This is a genomic window from Streptomyces sp. GD-15H (genome assembly GCF_045291515.1).
Lineage (GTDB): Bacteria > Actinomycetota > Actinomycetes > Streptomycetales > Streptomycetaceae > Streptomyces.
In genome coordinates, this window is the sequence record NZ_CP149447.1 from 6927560 (window position 1) to 6947121 (window position 19562).

Annotated in this window: 17 protein-coding genes, 7 tRNA genes and 4 pseudogenes; 17 read left to right on the forward strand and 11 right to left on the reverse strand. The window is 71.0% G+C overall.

The genetic code is table 11. The features are described from left to right. Nucleotides 1-113 precede the first annotated feature (113 nt). Nucleotides 114-1502, reverse strand: a pseudogene (locus tag WJ438_RS32750) (serine/threonine-protein kinase); the annotation flags it as partial. Nucleotides 1503-1698: 196 nt separating this feature from the next. On the opposite strand from WJ438_RS32750, the gene WJ438_RS32755 reads away from it, so the two are divergent. The 4 genes from WJ438_RS32755 to WJ438_RS32770 all read left to right on the forward strand — a co-directional run bounded on the left by WJ438_RS32755 (nucleotide 1699) and on the right by WJ438_RS32770 (nucleotide 4093). Then, the gene (locus WJ438_RS32755; protein WP_406728420.1) at nucleotides 1699-1929 is read left to right on the forward strand and encodes a hypothetical protein; all 231 of its coding nucleotides are present in this window, start codon (nucleotides 1699-1701) and stop codon (nucleotides 1927-1929) included. Nucleotides 1930-2215: 286 nt separating this feature from the next. Continuing rightward, the gene (locus WJ438_RS32760) at nucleotides 2216-2425 is read left to right on the forward strand and encodes a hypothetical protein (protein WP_406728421.1); all 210 of its coding nucleotides are present in this window, start codon (nucleotides 2216-2218) and stop codon (nucleotides 2423-2425) included. A 371-nt stretch (nucleotides 2426-2796) separates the two neighbouring features. Continuing rightward, nucleotides 2797-3729 (forward strand): aminoglycoside phosphotransferase family protein, encoded by a 933-nt coding sequence (locus tag WJ438_RS32765; protein ID WP_406728422.1) that lies wholly within the window; start codon nucleotides 2797-2799, stop codon nucleotides 3727-3729. Between the two features lie 79 nt (nucleotides 3730-3808). Continuing rightward, complete coding sequence (locus tag WJ438_RS32770; protein ID WP_406728423.1) at nucleotides 3809-4093, forward strand: zf-TFIIB domain-containing protein; 285 nt, start codon at nucleotides 3809-3811, stop codon at nucleotides 4091-4093. Between the two features lie 55 nt (nucleotides 4094-4148). On the opposite strand, the gene WJ438_RS32775 is transcribed toward WJ438_RS32770, so the two are convergent. The 5 genes from WJ438_RS32775 to WJ438_RS32795 form a co-directional block, all read right to left on the reverse strand. Continuing rightward, a tRNA-Val gene (locus tag WJ438_RS32775) sits at nucleotides 4149-4223 on the reverse strand. A 43-nt stretch (nucleotides 4224-4266) separates the two neighbouring features. Next, a tRNA-Val gene (locus WJ438_RS32780) sits at nucleotides 4267-4338 on the reverse strand. Between the two features lie 19 nt (nucleotides 4339-4357). After that, nucleotides 4358-4429 (reverse strand) — tRNA-Val (locus WJ438_RS32785). A gap of 1 nt (nucleotide 4430) precedes the next feature. Continuing rightward, nucleotides 4431-4504, reverse strand: a tRNA-Cys gene (locus tag WJ438_RS32790). Nucleotides 4505-4540: 36 nt separating this feature from the next. Further along, nucleotides 4541-4613 (reverse strand) — tRNA-Gly (locus WJ438_RS32795). Nucleotides 4614-4768: 155 nt separating this feature from the next. On the opposite strand from WJ438_RS32795, the pseudogene WJ438_RS32800 reads away from it, so the two are divergent. The 3 genes and pseudogenes from WJ438_RS32800 (at nucleotide 4769) to WJ438_RS32810 (ending at nucleotide 7532) form a co-directional block, all read left to right on the forward strand. Beyond that, nucleotides 4769-5819 (forward strand): annotated as a pseudogene (locus tag WJ438_RS32800) (chorismate-binding protein). Then, complete coding sequence (locus WJ438_RS32805; protein ID WP_406728424.1) at nucleotides 5816-6637, forward strand: aminotransferase class IV; 822 nt, start codon at nucleotides 5816-5818, stop codon at nucleotides 6635-6637. Before WJ438_RS32800 ends, WJ438_RS32805 begins: the two are co-directional and overlap by 4 nt. Before the next feature lie 52 nt (nucleotides 6638-6689). Next, complete coding sequence (locus tag WJ438_RS32810) at nucleotides 6690-7532, forward strand: GNAT family N-acetyltransferase (protein ID WP_406728425.1); 843 nt, start codon at nucleotides 6690-6692, stop codon at nucleotides 7530-7532. A 69-nt stretch (nucleotides 7533-7601) separates the two neighbouring features. Here the strand turns inward: WJ438_RS32810 and WJ438_RS32815 are convergent. Next, nucleotides 7602-8127: pseudogene (locus tag WJ438_RS32815) on the reverse strand (DsbA family protein). Between the two features lie 225 nt (nucleotides 8128-8352). On the opposite strand from WJ438_RS32815, the gene WJ438_RS32820 reads away from it, so the two are divergent. Together WJ438_RS32820 and WJ438_RS32825 are read left to right on the forward strand one after the other, a co-directional pair. Beyond that, complete coding sequence (locus tag WJ438_RS32820; protein ID WP_406728426.1) at nucleotides 8353-8802, forward strand: hypothetical protein; 450 nt, start codon at nucleotides 8353-8355, stop codon at nucleotides 8800-8802. Between the two features lie 188 nt (nucleotides 8803-8990). Next, a complete protein-coding gene (locus tag WJ438_RS32825) occupies nucleotides 8991-9143 on the forward strand; it encodes a hypothetical protein (RefSeq protein ID WP_167353808.1) in 153 nt (50 codons plus the stop codon). A gap of 137 nt (nucleotides 9144-9280) precedes the next feature. On the opposite strand, the gene WJ438_RS32830 is transcribed toward WJ438_RS32825, so the two are convergent. Continuing rightward, entirely contained in the window at nucleotides 9281-9841 is a 561-nt protein-coding gene (locus WJ438_RS32830) for a CGNR zinc finger domain-containing protein (RefSeq protein ID WP_406728427.1), read from the reverse strand. Nucleotides 9842-10169: 328 nt separating this feature from the next. After that, a complete protein-coding gene (locus tag WJ438_RS32835; protein WP_004002642.1) occupies nucleotides 10170-10583 on the reverse strand; it encodes an SsgA family sporulation/cell division regulator in 414 nt (137 codons plus the stop codon). A gap of 191 nt (nucleotides 10584-10774) precedes the next feature. Between WJ438_RS32835 and WJ438_RS32840 the strand changes: the two genes are divergently transcribed. The 6 genes and pseudogenes from WJ438_RS32840 (at nucleotide 10775) to WJ438_RS32865 (ending at nucleotide 13834) form a co-directional block, all read left to right on the forward strand. Then, nucleotides 10775-11236: a TIGR02611 family protein gene (locus tag WJ438_RS32840; protein ID WP_406728428.1), complete on the forward strand. Its 462-nt coding sequence runs from the start codon at nucleotides 10775-10777 to the stop codon at nucleotides 11234-11236. Between the two features lie 79 nt (nucleotides 11237-11315). Then, a tRNA-Val gene (locus tag WJ438_RS32845) sits at nucleotides 11316-11387 on the forward strand. Between the two features lie 352 nt (nucleotides 11388-11739). Beyond that, entirely contained in the window at nucleotides 11740-11904 is a 165-nt protein-coding gene (locus WJ438_RS32850; RefSeq protein WP_406728429.1) for a hypothetical protein, read from the forward strand. Between the two features lie 24 nt (nucleotides 11905-11928). Next, nucleotides 11929-12422, forward strand: a pseudogene (locus WJ438_RS32855) (ABC transporter substrate-binding protein); the annotation flags it as partial. 184 nt (nucleotides 12423-12606) lie between these two features. Next, nucleotides 12607-13584: an MFS transporter gene (locus tag WJ438_RS32860; RefSeq protein WP_406728430.1), complete on the forward strand. Its 978-nt coding sequence runs from the start codon at nucleotides 12607-12609 to the stop codon at nucleotides 13582-13584. 178 nt (nucleotides 13585-13762) lie between these two features. Next, nucleotides 13763-13834: transfer RNA gene (locus tag WJ438_RS32865), tRNA-Val, on the forward strand. A gap of 78 nt (nucleotides 13835-13912) precedes the next feature. Here the strand turns inward: WJ438_RS32865 and WJ438_RS32870 are convergent. Continuing rightward, nucleotides 13913-14638, reverse strand: coding sequence for a 3'-5' exonuclease (locus tag WJ438_RS32870; protein ID WP_406729879.1), 726 nt, complete (start codon nucleotides 14636-14638; stop codon nucleotides 13913-13915). Between the two features lie 387 nt (nucleotides 14639-15025). On the opposite strand from WJ438_RS32870, the gene thrS reads away from it, so the two are divergent. Continuing rightward, nucleotides 15026-17002 (forward strand): threonine--tRNA ligase, encoded by a 1977-nt coding sequence (thrS, locus tag WJ438_RS32875; RefSeq protein WP_406728431.1) that lies wholly within the window; start codon nucleotides 15026-15028, stop codon nucleotides 17000-17002. Nucleotides 17003-17090: 88 nt separating this feature from the next. Next, nucleotides 17091-17639, forward strand: a complete 549-nt coding sequence (locus tag WJ438_RS32880; RefSeq protein WP_406728432.1) for an HIT family protein — start codon at nucleotides 17091-17093, stop codon at nucleotides 17637-17639. 77 nt (nucleotides 17640-17716) lie between these two features. On the opposite strand, the gene WJ438_RS32885 is transcribed toward WJ438_RS32880, so the two are convergent. Then, nucleotides 17717-19372 (reverse strand): hypothetical protein, encoded by a 1656-nt coding sequence (locus WJ438_RS32885; RefSeq protein ID WP_406728433.1) that lies wholly within the window; start codon nucleotides 19370-19372, stop codon nucleotides 17717-17719. Nucleotides 19373-19562 lie beyond the last annotated feature (190 nt).

Here is a 19562-nt window from a genome sequence, read left to right on the forward strand (position 1 = left end):
TCGAAGACCGAGCCGAAGACTGGGGACTCGGCGAGCGCGGTCCGGATCCCGGCCGGGTCAGTCGTCCCGGTCCCTCGTCGACACGTACCGCTCGGACATGAGGTCGCCCGCGCCGGCGGCTCGTAGCCGCTCCGCCCCCACTCCTGCTGGGCCCGCACGCCGTTGCCGCCGTCGTCGCCGAGTCCGCGCGCCGAACCCTGGCAGCCCTGAACCAGGGCGATGCCGACCGCGACGACCAGCGTCACCACGACGAACACGAACAGCCGCTGCCGGAGCAGCCGCGGGTTGGCCGGACGCAGCCCGCCGCCCGTCGTCCTGGACCCGGGACGACGGGAGCCGGTGCCCGACCGGGTCGAGCTCCGGGAGCCCGACGTGGACCGCGGCCCGGACCGGGACGGCGTACCACCGCGCGAGGCGCCACCGCGTGACGCGCCGCCCCCGCGCGCCGCGGGCACCCGCCGGTCGCCGCGCCGCGGCGACGGCCCGCTCCCGACCGGAGCGGCACCGCGTCCGGCGGACGCCCCGGACGGCGGGGGAGTGGCCCGGCCCCCGGGCGTGCCCTGCTGTCCCGGGGCCCGACGCTGCACGCGGTCCGGGTAGGTGCCGGACTGCCGTCCGGTCACCCGCTCCGTCTCCGCGCCGCGCGGTGCGGGCGGACGTACGTCGGTGAATCCCTGGCCCTCCCGCGCGGCGATCTCCTTGAGCCGCAGCGACAACTGGAGGGTGCTGGGCCGCTCCTCGGGGTCCTTCGCCAGACAGGCGCGGACGAGTGGCGCCAACGCGTCCGGGACATCGTGCAGATGAGCCTCCTCGTGCACGACGCGATACAGCATCACCTCGGAACTGCCGTGTCCGAAGGGCGAGTCGCCCATCGACGCGTACGCGAGCGTGGCGCCCAGCGAGAACACGTCCGTGGCCGGGGTGACGGCCGCGCCGCGCACCTGTTCCGGGGCGAGGAAGCCGGGGGAGCCGACCGCCGTACCGACGTGGGTGAGCGTCGAGGCACCGGTGGCCCAGGCGATGCCGAAGTCGATGATCCGCGGCCCCTTCGGGGACAGCAGGATGTTGGACGGCTTCAGGTCCCGGTGCACCACCCCGGCCTCGTGCACGGCGACCAGCCCTTCCGACAGGGCCGCGCCGACCGCGGCGGCCTCGGCCGCGCCGAGCGGCCCCTCGTCGGCGACCCGGTCGTGCAGCGACGGGCCGGGCACGTACTGCGTGGCGAACCACGGCCGGTCCGCGTCCAGGTCGGCGGCCACCAGGCGGGCCGTGCACCCGCCGCGGATCCGGCGCGCGGCGGAGACCTCGCGGGCGAACCGCGAGCGGAACTCCTGGTCCTCCGCCAGATCGGGCCGGATGACCTTCAGCGCCACCCGCTGCCCCTTCTTGTCGGAGCCCAGGTAGACGACGCCCATCCCACCCGCGCCGAGCCGTCGGTGAAGTCTGAAAGAGCCGACGACGCGCGGGTCCTCGCGCCTCAGGCGCATCATCGCCATGTTCATCCCCGCTGCCCGGTCCTGTGACGTGCCTCAGCTTACGTTTCCCCGGGCGCCCGTGGGCAGAGGCCGCGCCCTCTCGCGACGACGGATTGTCAGTGGTGGGTGGGAAACTCGAAGGGTGGTCAGGGGAGGCGCGAGCAGGACGGGCTCGCGCCCGAGCATGATCCCAACCACTTGACACCGAAGGGGGATTGATCAAGTGAAGGGCGATCGTGTGGAGATAGTCGTGGACGCGGGGGACACGACGCGGGTGTACGAGGTGGTGGCGAGCAGGGCGGGCCGCAGGGTGGAGACAGCGGTGCGCAGGGGCGTGGTGGAAGTGAGTGAAGTCACGCGTACGGGCTCGGTGGTGCGGACCGCCCGTTTCATGGCGAACCGCGTGCTCGCGCTGGTCGAGCAGCCGGTGCCGAGGGCGGACGACTCCGCGTAGGCGAGGAGCGGGGCGGGACGTCCCGGAGGGGCTGTTCCCTCGGGGATGTCCCTGACACGGAGGAGTCCGTCTCCACCCAGGGGAGTACACCGCAGGTCATGGCTCATCCTCCGGGAGGCCCGGCAATCGGTACGAGGGCATGACGTCCGAGCGGCGCAGGGCCCCTAGATTTGAGGTCGAGCGGCGGGTGCGGTACTCGTCCCCCGAGGTCGGACGTCCGCCGCTGCCCTAGGCGCACAAGGGCACCTGAAGCAACATGACAACAGAAACGGTCAGGAGAGGGGTCATGGCCCACACGGCACCGCGGACACTCGTCCGCACGCGGGTACAGCAGGCGGGCACCGCCGCGTTCCGCCCGCGCCGCGAGGGCCGCCGCCACCCCGTGGTGGCGACGCTCATGGCCCTCCCCCTGGCGGTCCTGCTCCTCCTGGTCTTCGACGGGTGGGAGACGGTGACCACACAGGCGTCGTCCGTGGGAGAGATGCTGGGGCGCTGAGCGGCGACCCCAGGCCCGGAAGAGCGGTCCGGGCGGGGACATCCACCCATGAAACCCCGTGGGGACGGGGGTGCGGCGGACGGCACAAATGCCGGCGCAGCTGGGGAGCTGCGCCGGCATTGCGCGTCTTTGCGCCCAAGCCGGCGCGCGCTCTCGCGGACGTGGTGGCTGTCTGTGGGGGTTCCTCAATGAGTGGTTGCGGTGCCTACGGGGCTGTTGCGGCGGGCGGTGTTCGCGAGTGTCGCCGGCTCACGCAGCCGTCACCGCCCACCGGTGCCTCGTCACTGAGAGCAGCCGTGTCTTCCCGACCACTGGCCAACGCCGGTCACGCCCCCGCGTACCCTCTCCTCAGGCCGCACCCAGGGAGCCCCGTGACAGCCACCACCCTCCTTCCCGAACTCACCGCCCGGGCCGAAGGCATCGCTCACACCCGTACCCCCACCTGCCCCTGCGGGACGACCGGCACCCTGGCCGACCGTCCGGACGGCACCGTCGTCCGGCACGCGGACACCGTCGCGAAGGCCCACGCCCCGGACGCCGACGCCGGTGAGCTGGCCGGGCGCCTCACCATTTCCGCCGGGCTCCCGGACGTGTTCCTGCCCCCACTCGGGCCGGCACCGGTCGACCTGCACGGACGCCTCGTGACCTTCTGGCCGTACGGCAGCCCGGTCGACCCGGACGATCCCCACACCGCCCCCTGGGAGGCCGTCGGCACCCTGCTCGCCCTGCTGCACCGCACACCCGTGCCCGAGTCGGCGCCGGACATGCGCGGTCCCCTCAAGGCGGCCCGCGCCGTCGCCGGGCTCCGCTCCGTCGGCGACCACCCGGCCGTGGCTCCCGTGCTGCGGGCCTGGGCGGCCCTGCCCGCCTGGGCCCGCGCCGAGGCACCCATGCCGCAGCCGGCCACCCTGTGCCACGGCGATCTCCACCTGGGCCAGCTGGTACGCCTGCCCGAGGGACCCTGGCGGCTGATAGACATCGACGATCTGGGCGCGGGCACCCCGGCCTGGGACCTCGGACGCCCCGCGGCCTGGTTCGCCTGCGGGCTGCTGCCGGGGGAGGAGTGGATGCGGTTCCTCGACTCCTACCGGGCCGCGGGCGGAACCGCGTTCGGCTCGGAGGAAGACCCCTGGGCGGTCCTGGACGTCCCGGCCCGCGCCCTTACGGTGCAGACCGCCGCGCGAACGGTCACCAAGGCGGTGGCGGACGGGCGGGACCTGGACGAGTTGGACCGTGCCGTGATCGACGCCTGCCGGCGAATGGTCGCGGTCCCGGGCCAGTTGACGCACAAGTCGACGAAGTAGGGTGCAACCGACCGCAGCCGGACGGAGTCTGTCCTGGCGAACCACGAAGCAGGGCCGACCGGCGAGGAGTTGACCGAACATGCAGTGTCCGAAGTGTCGTGCGCCGATGCACACCTACCACCGCAACGGTGTCCAGATCGAGCAGTGCAGCGGCTGCCGAGGCATCTTTCTCGACTACGGCGAACTCGAGTCGCTGACCCGGCTGGAGGCCCAGTGGTCCCAGTCCGCGCCGCCTCCCGCGCCGCCCGCCGCCCCGCAGGCGTACCCGGCGGCACCGCAGCCCGCTTGGGGCGCCCCGCACGGCGGTCACCACTACGGCCACCACCGGAACAAGGGCTTCGGCCGCATGCTGTTCTCGTCCTGACCCCGTCCCGAGGACGACGGAACCCCCGGCCGTTCGGCGGCCGGGGGTTCCGGGGTGGTGGACGATACTGGGATTGAACCAGTGACCTCTTCCGTGTCAGGGAAGCGCTCTCCCGCTGAGCTAATCGTCCTCGGGACCATGATCGCTCCGAGGAGCAGATCGTGGGCGGTGCGTGCGCGATACTGGGATTGAACCAGTGACCTCTTCCGTGTCAGGGAAGCGCTCTCCCGCTGAGCTAATCGCGCGGAGGATCCGAAGATCCAGTGGACGATACTGGGATTGAACCAGTGACCTCTTCCGTGTCAGGGAAGCGCTCTCCCGCTGAGCTAATCGTCCATGGAGGTGGAGACGGGATTTGAACCCGTGTAGACGGCTTTGCAGGCCGTTGCCTCGCCTCTCGGCCACTCCACCAGGAGCGCAGGGGCCCGGGAGGCCCCCGTTCCTTCGAGCGGACGACGAGGTTCGAACTCGCGACCTCAACCTTGGCAAGGTTGCGCTCTACCAACTGAGCTACGTCCGCCTGCCGATCCGGTCCGCTTCCGCGTCCCGGCGACGTGGTGAACTCTAGCGGATTCCGGGGCCAGTACAAAAACCCGTTTGTGCAGCGTGCTGCGCTGCACCCGCTCACGGACACGGCCAGGTCACCTCGGCGTCCCCCACCATAGACTCGGCGACGTGCTCGATCTCCCACCCCTCGCCCGTTTCGGCAGCCGCGTGGCCACCGGACTCCTCGACGTCACCGACGATGCCGCGGCGCTGGGATCCCGCGGCTTCTGGGCCGTCTGCGCGGACTTCGAGGGCCGTCTGACCTGCGCACGCTTCCGGGACGTCCGCGAGCAGCCGGTGCCCGCGCCGGTGCCCGGCGGCTGGCGGGGGCCCGCCGTCGGCGACTGGACGTCCTCCCTCGACCACGAGGCGTACGTGGCCGGTGTCCGGCGCATCCGCGAGCACATAGCCGCCGGCGAGGTGTACCAGGCCAACCTCTGCCGGGTACTCTCCGCCCCGTCCCGGCCGACGCCGACGTGGACGCCCTCACCGCCCTGCTGGCACGCGGCAACCCGGCCCCGTACGCGGGAACGATCCGCCTGCCCGGACACGGTGTGGAGATCGCCACCGCGTCGCCCGAGCTCTTCCTGAGCCGCGCGGGGCGGATCGTCGAGTCCGGACCGATCAAGGGCACCGGGCGCACCGAGGCCGACCTCCTGGACAAGGACCACGCCGAGAACGTGATGATCGTGGACCTCGTCCGCAACGACCTGGGACAGGTCTGCGCCACCGGCAGCGTCACGGTGCCCGACCTGTGCGCCGTCGAGAAGCATCCGGGGCTGGTGCACCTCGTGTCCACGGTGCGGGGCGAACTCCGGCCCGGGCCGGCTGGCCCGACCTGTTCGCCGCCGCGTTCCCGCCCGGCTCCGTCACCGGCGCGCCCAAGTCGAGCGCCCTGCGGATCATCGGCGACCTGGAGCGGATGCCCCGCGGCCCGTACTGCGGCGGTATCGGCTGGGTCGACGCCGACCGGGGCACCGCCGGGCTGGCGGTGGGCATCCGTACCTTCTGGATCGACCGGCAGACGGACGGCGCCGCCGTGCTCCGGTTCGGCACCGGCGCCGGCATCACCTGGGGCTCGGACCCGGAGCGGGAGTGGCGGGAGACCGAACTGAAGGCGTCCCGGCTGCTCGCGGTAGCGTCGGGCAGGCACGAGGTGAGTGAAGGGACCCTGAGGTGAAGATCTGGCTCGACGGCGGGCTGCAGGACATCGAGTCCGCCCGCGTCTCCGTCTTCGACCACGGACTGACCGTGGGCGACGGCATCTTCGAGACGGTGAAGGCCGTGAACGGCAGGCCGTTCGCGCTGACCCGGCATCTCGACCGGCTGGCCCGCTCGGCCCGCGGCCTCGGTCTGCCCGAACCCGACGTCGACGAGGTCCGCCACGCCTGCGCGGCCGTCCTCGAGGCCAACCCGATGCCGCTCGGCCGGCTGCGCGTCACCTACACCGGCGGCCACGGCCCTCTCGGCTCCGACCGCGGCGATCACGGCCCGACCCTCGTCGTCGCCCTCGGCGCGACCACTCGCCGCCCCGACTCCACCGCCGTGATCACCGTCCCCTGGACCCGCAACGAACGCGGCGCGCTCACCGGCCTGAAGACCACCTCCTACGCCGAGAACGTGGTCGCCCTCGCCCGCGCCCGTGAGCAGGGCGCCTCCGAGGCGCTGTTCGGCAACACGGTCGGCCGGCTCTGCGAGGGCACGGGCTCGAACGTCTTCGTCGTCCTGGACGGTGAGATCCACACCCCGCCGGTCGCCTCCGGCTGCCTCGCGGGCATCACCCGGGCGCTGGCCGTCGAGTGGACCGGCGCCGCCGAGACCGACCTGCCGATGGACGTTCTCCAGCGGGCCGACGAGATCTTCCTCACCTCCACACTGCGGGACGTGCAGGCGGCGCACCGCGTCGACGGCCGTGAACTGCCGGGCGCGCCGGGCCCGGTGACCGCCAAGGCCATGCAGATCTTCGACGAGCACGCCGCGGCCGACCTCGATCCGTGAGCGCGCGGAAATCCGGCTGATCCGACGGGCCGCAGTGGGTAGAACACCAGTGATGACCACGACCCTGCGGCCGGCCGAGCCGCTCCAGCAGAACCCCGACGGCACGCGTTCCCGCCGCTACCAGGTGTGCGTGAACAGCCGTCCCGTCGGACGCGTACGACTCGGCACGGATCCCGTCTTCGGTGACGCCGTGGCCCGGATCATGAGCCTGCGGATCGAGGAGCCGGACCGCAGACGCGGCCGGGGCACGGTGGCCGCGCTCGCCGCCGAGGAGGTCGCGCGGGGCTGGGGCTGCCGCCGCATCGAGGTGAGCGTCCCCGCCGACGCCGACGCCGACGTTGGTGCTGGTGCTGCCTTCCGCCTCGCCACGGCGCTCGGCTACGTCGTACGCAACTACGCCATGGAGAAGGCGCTGGGCGACGCCCCGCCCGCCCTGCCGGAGGGAAGCCGCGCACGGCCGATGACCGAAGCCGAGTACGGCCCGTGGTCCGCCAAGAGCGAGGCGGATTACGCGCGGAGCTGGAGCGAACGCGGCATGCCGGAGGCCGAGGCGCGGGCCAAGGCGGCCAGGGACCATGTCACCCTGCTGCCCGACGGACGCAGTACCGAGGGCATGCTCCTCAGCGTTCTCGAACACCGGGGCGTTCCCGTGGGCACACTGTGGCTCGCGGTGCGCGGGGAGCATGCGTTCGTGTTCGACGTGGAGGTCGGCGCCGCGCACCGCGGCCAAGGGCACGGGCGCTCCCTCATGCGGCTCGCCGAGGCCCAGGCGGTCGCCGCCGGGAAACGGGCCATCGGACTCAACGTCTTCACGGGCAACACCCCGGCGGAGCGGCTCTACACGTCACTCGGCTACCGGACGACGCGGTACGCGATGTACAAGCACCTGCTGTGACGGGTGGGCCCCATGTGTGGGGTGCGGCAGGCTCATGGAGGCTGGGCGACGGGGCTGGGCGGCCCCGGCTCATCCCTCCTGCTCGGCCAGCAGCCGGTCCGTGATCTCCTCGATGCGCTCGCGCAGGCCCTCCTGGCTCTTGCCGCCGTCGAGGCGCTCGCCACCGATGACGTAGGTCGGGGTGCCGGTCACCCCGATCGCCTTGCCCTCGGCCTGGTCCGCGTCCACGATCAGGATGTGCCAGGCCGTCGATCAGCGCGGTGTCGAACTCCTCGGCGTCCAGTCCGAGTTCCCGGGCGACCTCGATCAGGAAGGGCTCTCCCTTACGGGCCAGCTCCTCGACCCGCCCCAGCACGGCCTCGGCATACGCCCAGCCCTGCCCCTGCTCGACCGCCTCCTCGACGGCCTGCGCGGCGGCGAAGGCGTGCTTGTGCTTCTCCAGCGGGAAATGCCGCAGCCGCAGTTCCAGACGGTCGCCGTAACGGGCACGCAGGGCGCGGAGATCGTCGAGGGCGCCGCGGCAGTCCGGGCACTGCAACTCGCACCACACGTCGAGAATGGGGGCGGCGGCAGGGTCGGGGGAGGAGTCACTCATGGCCGACAGTCTTCCAGCCCTGCCCCACAGCACCCAATCGGACCTCGGCCGATCCGTCCGTACCGCGTCCGACGGGGGAGTACGGCGCACCGGCACCTGGGGAGGAGCCGACCCGGAGATGTCCCTGATCTGCGATCGGAGCATGGCCCGACGGGGCCCGGAAGGTGCAGGATGGAAGGGACGAAGTGCCCGTTGCCACCGAACCGACCCTGCCTGGAGGACCGGATGATTGCCGAGACCGTCTGTGCCGCCGTCTCCGCGGCAGGCCTGGGCATCGCGCTGGTCACGGCGTGGCGCAAGCGTTTCCTCACCGCGACCCGCATCGCCGCCTACTCTCTCGTTCCCATCGGCCTGGTGATGACCGGCGTCGTCGAATGGCTGGCCGGCACTGCCTTCAGCCCCACGGCCTGGGCCGGCTTCGGGGTGCTGGGCCTGGCCTGGGTGCTGTTCATGACCACGCGAGCGGTGGAGCGCCGTCGCGGCGGCACACGCAAGGAGCGGAAGGAACGCCAGGAGCGCCGCTCGGCCGGGGCGGCCGCTCAGCCCGGGGCAGTGGCCCCGAAGGCCTCGGCGCCCTCACTGGGCCAGGGCTCCCGCCCGGCGGCGCGGCCCGCGGCCGGGGGCGACGACGACTTCAGCGACATCGAGGCGATCCTCAAGAAGCACGGCATATGAAGGTGCCGCGCCGCAGGTGACGGGGCGACGCGGGGCTGGGCGGGGAATGGCCGAAACGTCACAGTCAGTCCCGGAGCGCCCGTAAACGATCGCGATCCGGGCTGTAGATCACGGAATCGGTGAACTCGCGTTCACTCCGTGAGTGGTGATCGCCTCGGGTGCTTCCGATGCGTCATGATCGCCGCGAGATGCTGGACACGACACAGAGCGAGGCCGCGCCGCCGCAGGACGAGCCGCGCGGATGCCTCTTCGCCCTTTCCCAGCCACCGCTGATGATCTTCCTTGCGGTGATCGGGTGTCTGCTGCTCACGGCTGCCCTGCACGACCTGCTGTGGCTGTGAGCCGTACCCGCGGTACCCGGCGTCACCCGTCGGGACCGCGTCGGCACGGCATCGAATTCCTCCTCGGCCCACGCCAGGCATGCCAGGCCCGCCGTATGCCAGGACCTGCCGTACATCCGGCTGGGGAAGCCCGGCGGTCAGCCAGCCGCCTCCTTGCGTCGCGCGCGGTATGCGGCGACGTGCAGGCGGTTGCCGCAGGTGCGGCTGTCGCAGTAGCGGCGCGAGCGGTTGCGGGAAAGGTCGACGAAGGCGTGCCGGCAGTCCGGGGCCTCGCAGCGCCGCAGCCGCTCCTGCTCACCGGCGACCACGAAGAAGGCCAGCGCCATCCCGCAGTCCGCGGCCAGGTGGTCGGTGATCGAGGCGCCGGGGGCGAAGTAGTGCACATGCCAGTCGTAGCCGTCGTGGTTCGTGAGCCGGGGCGTGGTGCCCGCGGCCGCGACCAGTTCGTTGATCAGTTTGGCGGCGGTGTGGGCGTCGGGCGAGGCGAAGACCGACGCGAACCTGCCGCGGATCCTGCGCACTGCCGACAGGTCGAACTCCGTGAGTACCCCGACCTCACTGACCTGGTGCGAGCGCACGAAGCTCTCGAGCGCCGCGACGTCCGGCAGTCCGTCCGGTGCCGAGTCGTCCTCCGGTGCGGTGTTCACCAGATCCACCACGGTCTCCAGCGCGCACCGGGTGTCGTGGGTGATCAGCACGATTCGCTCCCTGGCCTGAGGGTCGGGCGGGCGCCCGCCGATGCTGGCTGATGGTAGTGGCTCCCGCGACCTCCCGACCGCTGTTCGGCCCGCACACGGCTTCGAATGCAACGGGGGAGGGCCGGCCGGGTTCCTGATCACCCGCCCAGCCCCAGCCTCCGGCCCTCACTCCTGCCCTCCGCTCCCCGTCGGCCGGACGTGGGCGCAACACAACGGCGCCGCCCGCGGTACTCCGCGGCGTCGGCGCCGTTGTGTGCCGTTGCACGGCGGTCAGGGCCCGCGCCGTCTCCCCGAGTCGACGGCGCCGGGCGGTTCGGTGAACCCTCCCCTAGCTTTCCGCGAGGATGTGTGAGAGTTCCTGATCGAGATCGAAGTGCCGGTGTTCCGTGCCGGGAGGCACGGCGGCGTCCGTGCGCTTCAAGAAGGACTCCAGAGCCCGTGCCGGGGCCTCGAGCAGGGCCTCCCCCTCCGGGGAGCTCAGGGCGATGCAGACGACGCCCTGACCATGGCTGCGTGACGGCCAGACGCGGACGTCGCCGGTGCCCGTGGGGCGGTGAAGTCCCTCGGCGAGGAGGTCGCGGGCGAACACCCACTCGACGGTTTCCTCGGCTCCGGTGTGGAAAGTGGCGTGCACGGCGTAGGGATCGGCCGTGTCGTACCGCAGGCCTGCGGGGACAGGCAGTGAGGACTCGCTCGACACAACGAGGCGCAGGTGCAGCTCGCAGCTGACCGTGGTGTTCATAAGCGCCAGGGCCTTTCGCTCAGTGTGCGCTCGGGGATTCGCACGTCGGCGAAATCGACATGCCACCTACGGTGCCGTTGTAAACCCCTCTGGGGGTTTTGCATGGGTATACGTAACTCAAGCGGCCGAGAGGTCGTTCGCCCGGTGCGCCCGTTCCGGTGATCGGATCGGCTCCGGTAGTGTTTGGCGGTATGAACACGGGGAGTGACTCACCCGGCGAGGCGGCCATGACGGCGGATCGGGCGGGGACGAACAGGGCGGACAAGGTGTCGGAGGAGCGCGCGCTGGGCTCGCGGGCGCCGGCGTTCGTCCAGGCGCGGCGCGCCCTGCACGTGAGTTGGCAGGTCGGCGTCTTCATCGTGGGGCTCGCGGTGGTGGTGACCGGCGCCGCCATGCTGGTGCTGCCCGGGCCGGGCTGGGTGGTGATCTTCGCGGGCATGGCGATCTGGGCGACGGAGTTCGTCTGGGCCCAGCTGGTGCTCCGGTGGACCAAGCGCAAGGTCACCGAGGCGGCGCAGCGCGCCCTCGATCCGCGGGTGCGGCGCCGGAACATCATCCTGACCTCGATCGGCCTGGTGATCGCGGCCGCGTTGACCGGGGCCTATCTGTGGAAGTTCGGCCTCGTGATGCCCTGGGAGATCAAGGAACAGTGAACCGGGGCTGGGGCGCGGCAAACCGGCTCTCGCACGGCACGGGCACTGGCTGACATGGGGTAATGTTCTCCCTGCGTCCGGGCGATTAGCTCAGTGGGAGAGCGCTTCGTTCACACCGAAGAGGTCACTGGTTCGAACCCAGTATCGCCCACCGGATCGCGGTACGGCCCGGCTCACCGTCGGTGAGCCGGGCCGTACCGCGTCTGCGCGCGGGGACGGCGCGACCGTCCCGTCCGCGCCGTCCTTCACTCAACCGTGACCTCCCGGGGCCCGCTTTCCGGCGGGCCCTTCGGCGTTCGGTCCGTCGGTCACACCCGCGCAGAGCTGGGTTCTTCCGCCCCTGCCCACGTGGGGGCGGGGGCGTCGCCGGCCGCGCTCGACCGCCGCGCCCGGCACTTCCTGTCCGAATCATTGACGCGCCCGTGGGCTCTCCGCACCTTGTGCCAGCAAGCGCTTACTTGAAACGATTCATGAGACGGACGCGACGTCGCGGGGAGGCTCGTATGCAGCAGGGCGAGAACTCGGAGAGGCGGACTGCTGGAGGGCGGGCGGTCCTCAAGGCGGCGGGCGCCTCGCTGGCCGTCGCGGGGCTGGGCGCCACCGCCACCGCCTGCGGTGGCGGTGGCGGCTCGGGAGACGGGACGGTGACGCTCCGTTACTCGTGGTGAGGTGCCGAGGACCGGGCCGAGCGCATCAACAAGACCATCGCGCTTTTCGAGAAGAAGTACCCGAAGATCAAGATCAAGACCGACTTCCAGTCGTACACCGACTTCTGGAAGAAGTTCAACACGCAGGCCTCCGGGGGGAATCCACCGGACGTGTTCCAGAATGCCGTCGGATTCCTGCGTAAATACGACGCGAAGAACGTGCTGCTCGACCTCAGCGGGCAGGTCGAGGCCGGCAACCTCTCCATGGACGGATTCCGGGCGGGCCTGGAGAAGTTCGGTGAGATCGACGGCAAGCTCCTCGGCGTGCCCGTGGGTTCGAACTCGATGGCCCTGGTCATCGACAAGCCCGTCTTCACCCGGGCCGGTGCCAAGCCCGAACAGGGCTGGAGCTGGGACGACTTCGACGAGGCGATGGCGAAGGTCCGTGACAGAACCGGACGGACCGGGACGGCGGCATGTACGGGGTCATGTACCTCTACGACCTGTATCTGCGGCAGAACGGCAAGGCGTTCTTCACCGTGATCTGGCCAGGAAGCCCGGGGTTTCAGCCCCGGGAGGAACGGCTTCCCCGGAGCGGAGCCGCGCAGCGGCGGAGTTCCCTTCGTTGTGCCGTGACGGCGAGCTGATCTCCCCTCAGGGTTCGTACAGGCGTGTCCTGTGTGAAGATCGTTGCGCAGGTGGAGTTGTTGCCTGTGTCCGCTCATGACGCCGATGCGCTGGCGGCGACTCTGCGCGCCTGCAACCGGGCGGCGAACATCGCGTCCGAGGTGGCGTTCCGTACCGGCAAGCTCCGGTGTTCCAGGGGCCCGTGCGGCGAGCCTGCCGGACCTGCTGTCCGGCTCGGGGTACGCGCTCGGCCGCTCCCTGCTGCGGCTCGTCTCGCAGAGCACCCAGATCATCGGCTTCGCGGTCGGCGGGCTGCTGCTCCTCGTGATGACCTCCTCGCAGGCCCTGCTCGCGGCGGCGGCGGGATTCGGTCTGGCGGTCTTGCTCCTCCGGTTCGGGACCCGCCGTCGGGCGGCCCGCGAGCCGGAAGGCGGTACGCAGGGTTCGGTGGCCCGTGCGTCCCTGTCGGACGTACGGCAGGTGCTGGCTGTCCCCGGGCTCCGTCCGCTGCTGTTGCTGATCCGGCTGCCGCCGGTCTTCGCCGTCGCCCCCGAGGCTCTGGCCTCTCCGTACGCGGACGAGCTCGGTGGCGGCCCGGCTGCCGTGGGGCTGCTGTTGTGCGCCGCACCGGCGGGCTCGGTGGTCGGCGAGTTGCTGGCCGGTACCCTGCTCACCGCACGTGCCCGGGTCCGGATGGTGCTGCCGACCGCCGTGCTGATGTTCCTCCCGCTGCTCGGGTTCGCGTTCCGCCCCGGCCTGTGGACATCGGTGGCCCTGCTGACGGTGTGCGGTCTCGGTTTCACCTACGCCATGGGGCTGGACCAGCGGGTCCTCGACGCGACCCCCGAGGCACTGCGCGGGCGGGCGCTGACCATCACGCTGGCGGGTCTGATGATCACCCAGGGGCTGGGGTTCGCCGCTGCCGGTGCGGTCGCGGAGTTCTTGCCGCTCCACATCGTGATCGTGATCGTGGGCTCCCTCGGCCTGCTGACCCTGGCGTGGTGCGGGGCGTCGATGCGCCCCCGCACGGGCAGGCAGGCAACCCGGCTGCCTGTGGCGGACCAGGCAGCGTAGGCAGAACTGGGGCTCGGCGGGGAGGGCGTGTCCGGCCGAGCCCCCTGCCCGACCGGGACGGCCCGTCTTCCGCGTGAACCACGCCCTCATGATGCGGGCCGGGCGGGGCGGTCTGGTCGCCCACCTGCAAGCGGTTTGAACCAAGCGCGCCCGGACCTGTATGGTTCAGTCCGTTCCCGGGCGATTAGCTCAGTGGGAGAGCGCTTCGTTCACACCGAAGAGGTCACTGGTTCGAACCCAGTATCGCCCACCGGGAAAGCCGGTCCGCCACAGGCGGACCGGCTTTTTGTGCGCCCTGACCCGTGTTCACACATTCCTGGCCCGGTGCTCACGCAGCCGTCGGCAGGTCCGGGCGCAGCGGCCAGGCCGGGTCCACCGCCTCCTCCGTGCCGTTGTGGGCGAACCAGGACGCCAGGCCCCGGGCCTGGCCTGCGTGCCACACGGCCTGCAACGTGTGGAGCTCGCCGGGGGACAGGCGTTCCAGGCGGGACGCGAAGCGGCGGCCCACCGCACGAGTGACCTCCAGCGCCGCCACCGCGCTCGCCACCGCACCGTGCGTGCCCGCTGACGGGACGCCGTGGAGCGCGCACAGGTCGGTGAGCGTGCGGCCGCCCTTGCGGTAGCGGTCCAGATGCTTGTCGAGGACCTGCGGATCCAGCACCAGCAGCGGCGTCCGCTCGAACCAGCGGCCCAGCGACGCGGCCCGATGACGGCGCAACTCCCGGTCCAGCACGGTGAGAGCGAACGGAGCGTTCATCACCACCAGTGGTCGACCCACCCCTGCCTGCTCGGCCAGCGCCTCCGCCACCTCGTACATCACCGGTGCCGGCCAGCGGCCGTTGCGCTGCAGATACTCGTCCGTCAGCCCGTGCGCCTCCGTCGCCGCTGCCGGCACCGGCACCCCCGGGTTGACCAGCCAGCGGCTGACCCGGGGCCGGGTGCCCGGGGAGTCCTGGACGACGACGGCGGCCGACACGATCCGGCCGGTTTCTACGTCCACCCCCGTCGTCCCCGCGTCGAAGGCGGCCAGCGGCCCCTCGTACCAGCACGTCATACCCACCAACCCCTCGCTCACCGTCGGCAGTTGACGTCCCGTCCGCTGCCCCCTCCGGTGATACCCGGCCGGTGCGTGCCGTACGCGGGACGACCGCGCCCTCACGGACCGGCACCGTACGGACGCGGGTGCTCGCGGGAGCCGGGCCCGGGTACGCGCCGATCACACTCGGTGAGGACGCGTACCGCATCCGGTGCAGGCCGACGAGGCCGAGCGGGGCCGACCGATCAAGGCGCCGCAGAGGGCCGCGCAGGAGAGCGCGGGGACGTCCGCGGGAGGCGGCCGCGGGGAATGATTTCGCCCTGGACCGGTTCAGGTCGGTACGATCGCACCCATGCGTGCGCTCAGGTATGGCGCCGCGGCCCAGCCTTCAGTCAGGAGAGACCGGTGTCAGACGTCCGTGTGATCATCCAACGCGATTCCGAGCGGGACGAGCGCGTGGTGACGACGGGCACCACGGCCGCCGAGCTCTTCGCAGGCGAGCGCTCGATCATCGCGGCGCGGGTGGCCGGTGAGCTCAAGGACCTCGCCTACGAGGTCAAGGACGGCGAGACCGTCGAAGGCGTCGAGATCTCCTCCGAGGACGGCCTGAACATCCTGCGCCACTCCACCGCGCACGTCATGGCGCAGGCCGTGCAGGAACTGTTCCCCGAGGCCAAGCTGGGCATCGGCCCGCCGGTCCGGGACGGCTTCTACTACGACTTCGACGTCGACAAGCCCTTCCACCCCGATGACCTCAAGGCCATCGAGAAGCGCATGCAGGAGATCCAGAAGCGCGGGCAGCGCTTCTCCCGCCGCGTGGTCACCGACGACGAGGCCCGCGAGGAGCTGGCCGACGAGCCGTACAAGCTGGAGCTGATCGGCCTCAAGGGCTCCGCGTCGCACGACGACGGCGCGGACGTCGAGGTCGGCTCCGGCGAGTTGACGATCTACGACAACCTCGACGCCAAGTCCGGCGAGCTGTGCTGGAAGGACCTCTGCCGCGGTCCCCACCTGCCGACCACCCGGAACATCCCGGCGTTCAAGCTCATGCGCAACGCCTCGGCGTACTGGCGCGGCAGCGAGAAGAACAAGCAGCTCCAGCGCATCTACGGCACCGCCTGGCCGACCAAGGACGAGCTGAAGGCGCACCTGGAGTTCCTCGCCGAGGCCGAGAAGCGCGACCACCGCAAGCTCGGCAGCGAGCTGGACCTGTTCTCCATCTCGGAGCAGATCGGCTCCGGCCTCGCCATCTTCCACCCCAAGGGCGGGATCGTCCGCCGGGTCATGGAGGACTACTCGCGGCGCCGCCACGAGGAAGAGGGCTACGAGTTCGTCTACACCCCGCACGCGACCAAGGGGAAGCTCTTCGAGACCTCGGGCCACCTGGACTGGTACGCCGACGGCATGTACCCGCCCATGCAGCTCGACGAGGGCGTGGACTACTACCTCAAGCCCATGAACTGCCCTATGCACAACCTGATCTTCGACGCACGCGGCCGGTCGTACCGTGAACTGCCCCTGAGGCTCTTCGAGTTCGGCACTGTCTACCGTTACGAGAAGTCGGGCGTCGTGCACGGCCTGACCCGGTCCCGCGGCTTCACCCAGGACGACGCGCACATCTACTGCACCCGCGAGCAGATGTCGGAGGAGCTCGACAAGACGCTCACCTTCGTGCTCGGCCTGCTGCGAGACTACGGCCTGACCGACTTCTACCTGGAGCTGTCCACCAAGGACCCGGAGAAGTTCGTCGGCACCGACGAGGCGTGGGAAGAGGCCACCGAGACGCTGCGCGAGGTCGCCGAGAAGCAGGGCCTGGAGCTTGTCGCGGACCCGGGGGGCGCGGCCTTCTACGGTCCGAAGATCTCCGTCCAGACCCGCGACGCGATCGGCCGCACCTGGCAGATGTCGACCATCCAGCTCGACTTCAACCTGCCGGAGCGCTTCGACCTGGAGTACACGGCCGCGGACGGATCCAAGACCCGCCCGGTCATGATCCACCGCGCGCTGTTCGGCTCCATCGAGCGGTTCTTCGCGGTGCTCCTCGAGCACTACGCGGGCGCCTTCCCGGCGTGGCTGGCGCCGGTGCAGGCGGTGGGCATTCCCGTGGGCGACGCCCACGTGGAGTACCTGGAGAAGTTCGCCGCCGACGCGAAGAAGCAGGGCTTGCGGGTCGAGGTGGACTCCTCCTCGGACCGCATGCAGAAGAAGATCCGCACGCAGCAGAAGCTCAAGGTTCCGTTCATGATCATCGTCGGCGACGACGACATGAACGCGGGCACGGTGTCGTTCCGCTACCGCGACGGTTCGCAGGAGAACGGCATTCCGCGTGAGGAGGCCATCGCCAAGCTCGTCGACGTGGTGGAGCGCCGCGTTCAGGTGTGACGTGCTCCCCGCCGACGCGGGGGTCGGCCCCCGGGTGTTCCCCGGGGGCCTTTGCCGTACCCCCACAGCGACGCCATATGCTGCACGCATGACGAGTGAGCCGGAACAGCAGTTGGGAGTGGGCACGCAGGACGCGTTCCAGCGTCTGTGGACGCCCCACCGGATGGCCTACATCCAGGGCGAGAACAAGCCGAGCGGCCCGGGCGCCGACGACGGCTGTCCCTTCTGCTCCCTCCCGGCCAAGTCCGACGAGGACGGGCTGATCATCAAGCGCGGCGAGCTGGTCTACGCCGTGCTCAACCTGTACCCCTACACGGGCGGCCACCTGATGACGGTGCCGTACCGCCACGTCGCCGACTACACGGACCTCACGACGGGGGAGACGGCGGAGCTCGCAGAGTTCACCAAGCAGGCGATGAGCGCCCTGCGCACCGCCTCTGGCGCGCACGGCTTCAACATCGGCATGAACCAGGGCACCGTCGCGGGCGCCGGCATTGCCGCGCACCTGCACCAGCACGTCGTACCCCGCTGGGGTGGCGACACGAACTTCATGCCGGTGGTCGGCCACACGAAGGTGCTGCCGCAACTGCTGGGCGACACCCGCAAGATGCTGGCGGAAGCCTGGCCGACGCGGTGATCTCCCGGTAGGGGAGTGAGGGCGGTGGCGGTCCCGGCGACGGGCACCCCACCGCTCACGGCGCCACCGCCGGCGACCTACGCGTCGTACACGTCGGCCTTCTTGGGCACCGCTTCCTGGATGGCTCCGCTCAGGCCCGCCGAGCGGGCACCGAACTTCTCCGTGTCCACGCCGTTCTCCTTCAGCACCTTGATCGCCGCCGAGTGCACCGCCCGCAGGACCGGTGTGGCGGCGCGCAGCGCGTCGTCGGCCATGAAACGGTGCCGCCACGGCTTGTCCGCCCAGGCGTGCCGCAGGCCGAAGGGCTCGGGCAGCGAGAGCTTGCCGCCCAGCCAGTACAGCAGCGGCGGATACCAGGTCAGCGGCGCACGGGCGGCCAGGCGCACCACCTCGTCCGCGTCGACCAGCGGGAGCTTCACCGTCCGCGTCTCCCAGAACCTGACCGACTTCTGGACCGTCTTCTCCTTGGCCGCCGGCTTGCTCGTGAACAGGGAGTGCACCGGCCCCAGCGCATGCCCGGTGACCTCGATGCGCAGCGTCTCGTGCAGCACCGTCACCGTGATCAGCATCGTGATGACCAGCTGGCCGTCCCACAGCGTCCACTGCACGCCCAGGTAGTGCCGGTCGCCCGCGCCGAACTGCTGGTTGTTGCAGATCTCCTGTATGGCGTGCTGCTTGATCTGGTACGCCTCGACGTCGGTGCCCTCCGGCCGGGACACCTTGTCCGCGTTCTCCCCGATCGGGGTGACGATCCAGTGCCGTACCGACGGCTTGGGGAAGCCGCCGGTGTGCAGCGGACCGCGCTCCAGCATGCGCAACCGGTCGTGGATGGCCTTGACGACGTCCCAGCTGCGGAACGGGTTGATCTCCCGGTCCGGGTCGACCGGTACGAGCTCCTCGGCGAGCTGCCAGCTGCCCCAGCGTGTGCCCATGCCCAGTATCCCCTTGGGCCCGGCGTAGAACACGGAGTTGGACTGCTGCTCGGCGCTGAGCCGGGCCAGCGACTGACGCAACTGCTCGGCGGCCGTCTCACCGGGACTGCTGGGCACCGCTTCGGGCACCTTGGCACCCACGCTGCCGCCGGAGAGCAGGCTGCTCCAGCGCTCCCTGAGGTCCCGCGCCGTGCGCTCACAGATCCGCTTGGCCCAGAACCAGCCCACCACCGGGGCGACCACCGACGCGCGCGCGTACCAGCCCCAGAACCCGTCGAAGGGCATCCGGAGCAGGAAGATCACCGCGAGGGCGCCCACCCCGACCAGGAGCGTGGTGGCGAGCGCGCCGGTCCGCTTGTCCTCGCGCCTGGCGATGGTGGTGCGGATCTGGAAGACCAGCAGCCACACCAGCAGTCCGGGCAGGAACAGCAGGCCGCACAGCACCATCACGGCACTCAGCCAGTTGTCCCGCTCCCGCCGGATGCGGTACGCCGCGAGGCTGTGCTCCACCACCACCTGGGGGTGGGCGCCGAAGGACTGGATGAGCGGTGCCCGCCCGGCACCCAGCATCCGGTCGATGATCGCCCGGGAGAACGCCTCGCCCAGGTTCGGCCGGAACAGCGCGATCCTGGGCTTGTCGACGGTCGACTTGTGCCACTCGCTGTTGGCCGTGAGTATCTCCTCGGCCTCGTTGTCCCGGTAGGCCGCCGAGGCCAGCGCGAACGTCGGGGTCTGCCCCTCGTCGCCGGTGCGTGGCACCTGCGGACCGAAGAACTCCGCGTAACCGCCCTCAACGGTCATTCCCGCCCCCGATCGCCGTGACTGTCGTCTTGCGGCCTTCCCGACTTCCTTGCCACGCACACCTGTTGATCTGGACTTCAGAGTATCCGCAGCCACCGGTGTCCGTCGGTGGACGGCCGAAAGCCGCCTGCCGGGGCGGAGACCGACCCTCCGAGGACGTGCTCGGAGGGCTCCCGGGCGCGTGCGGGCG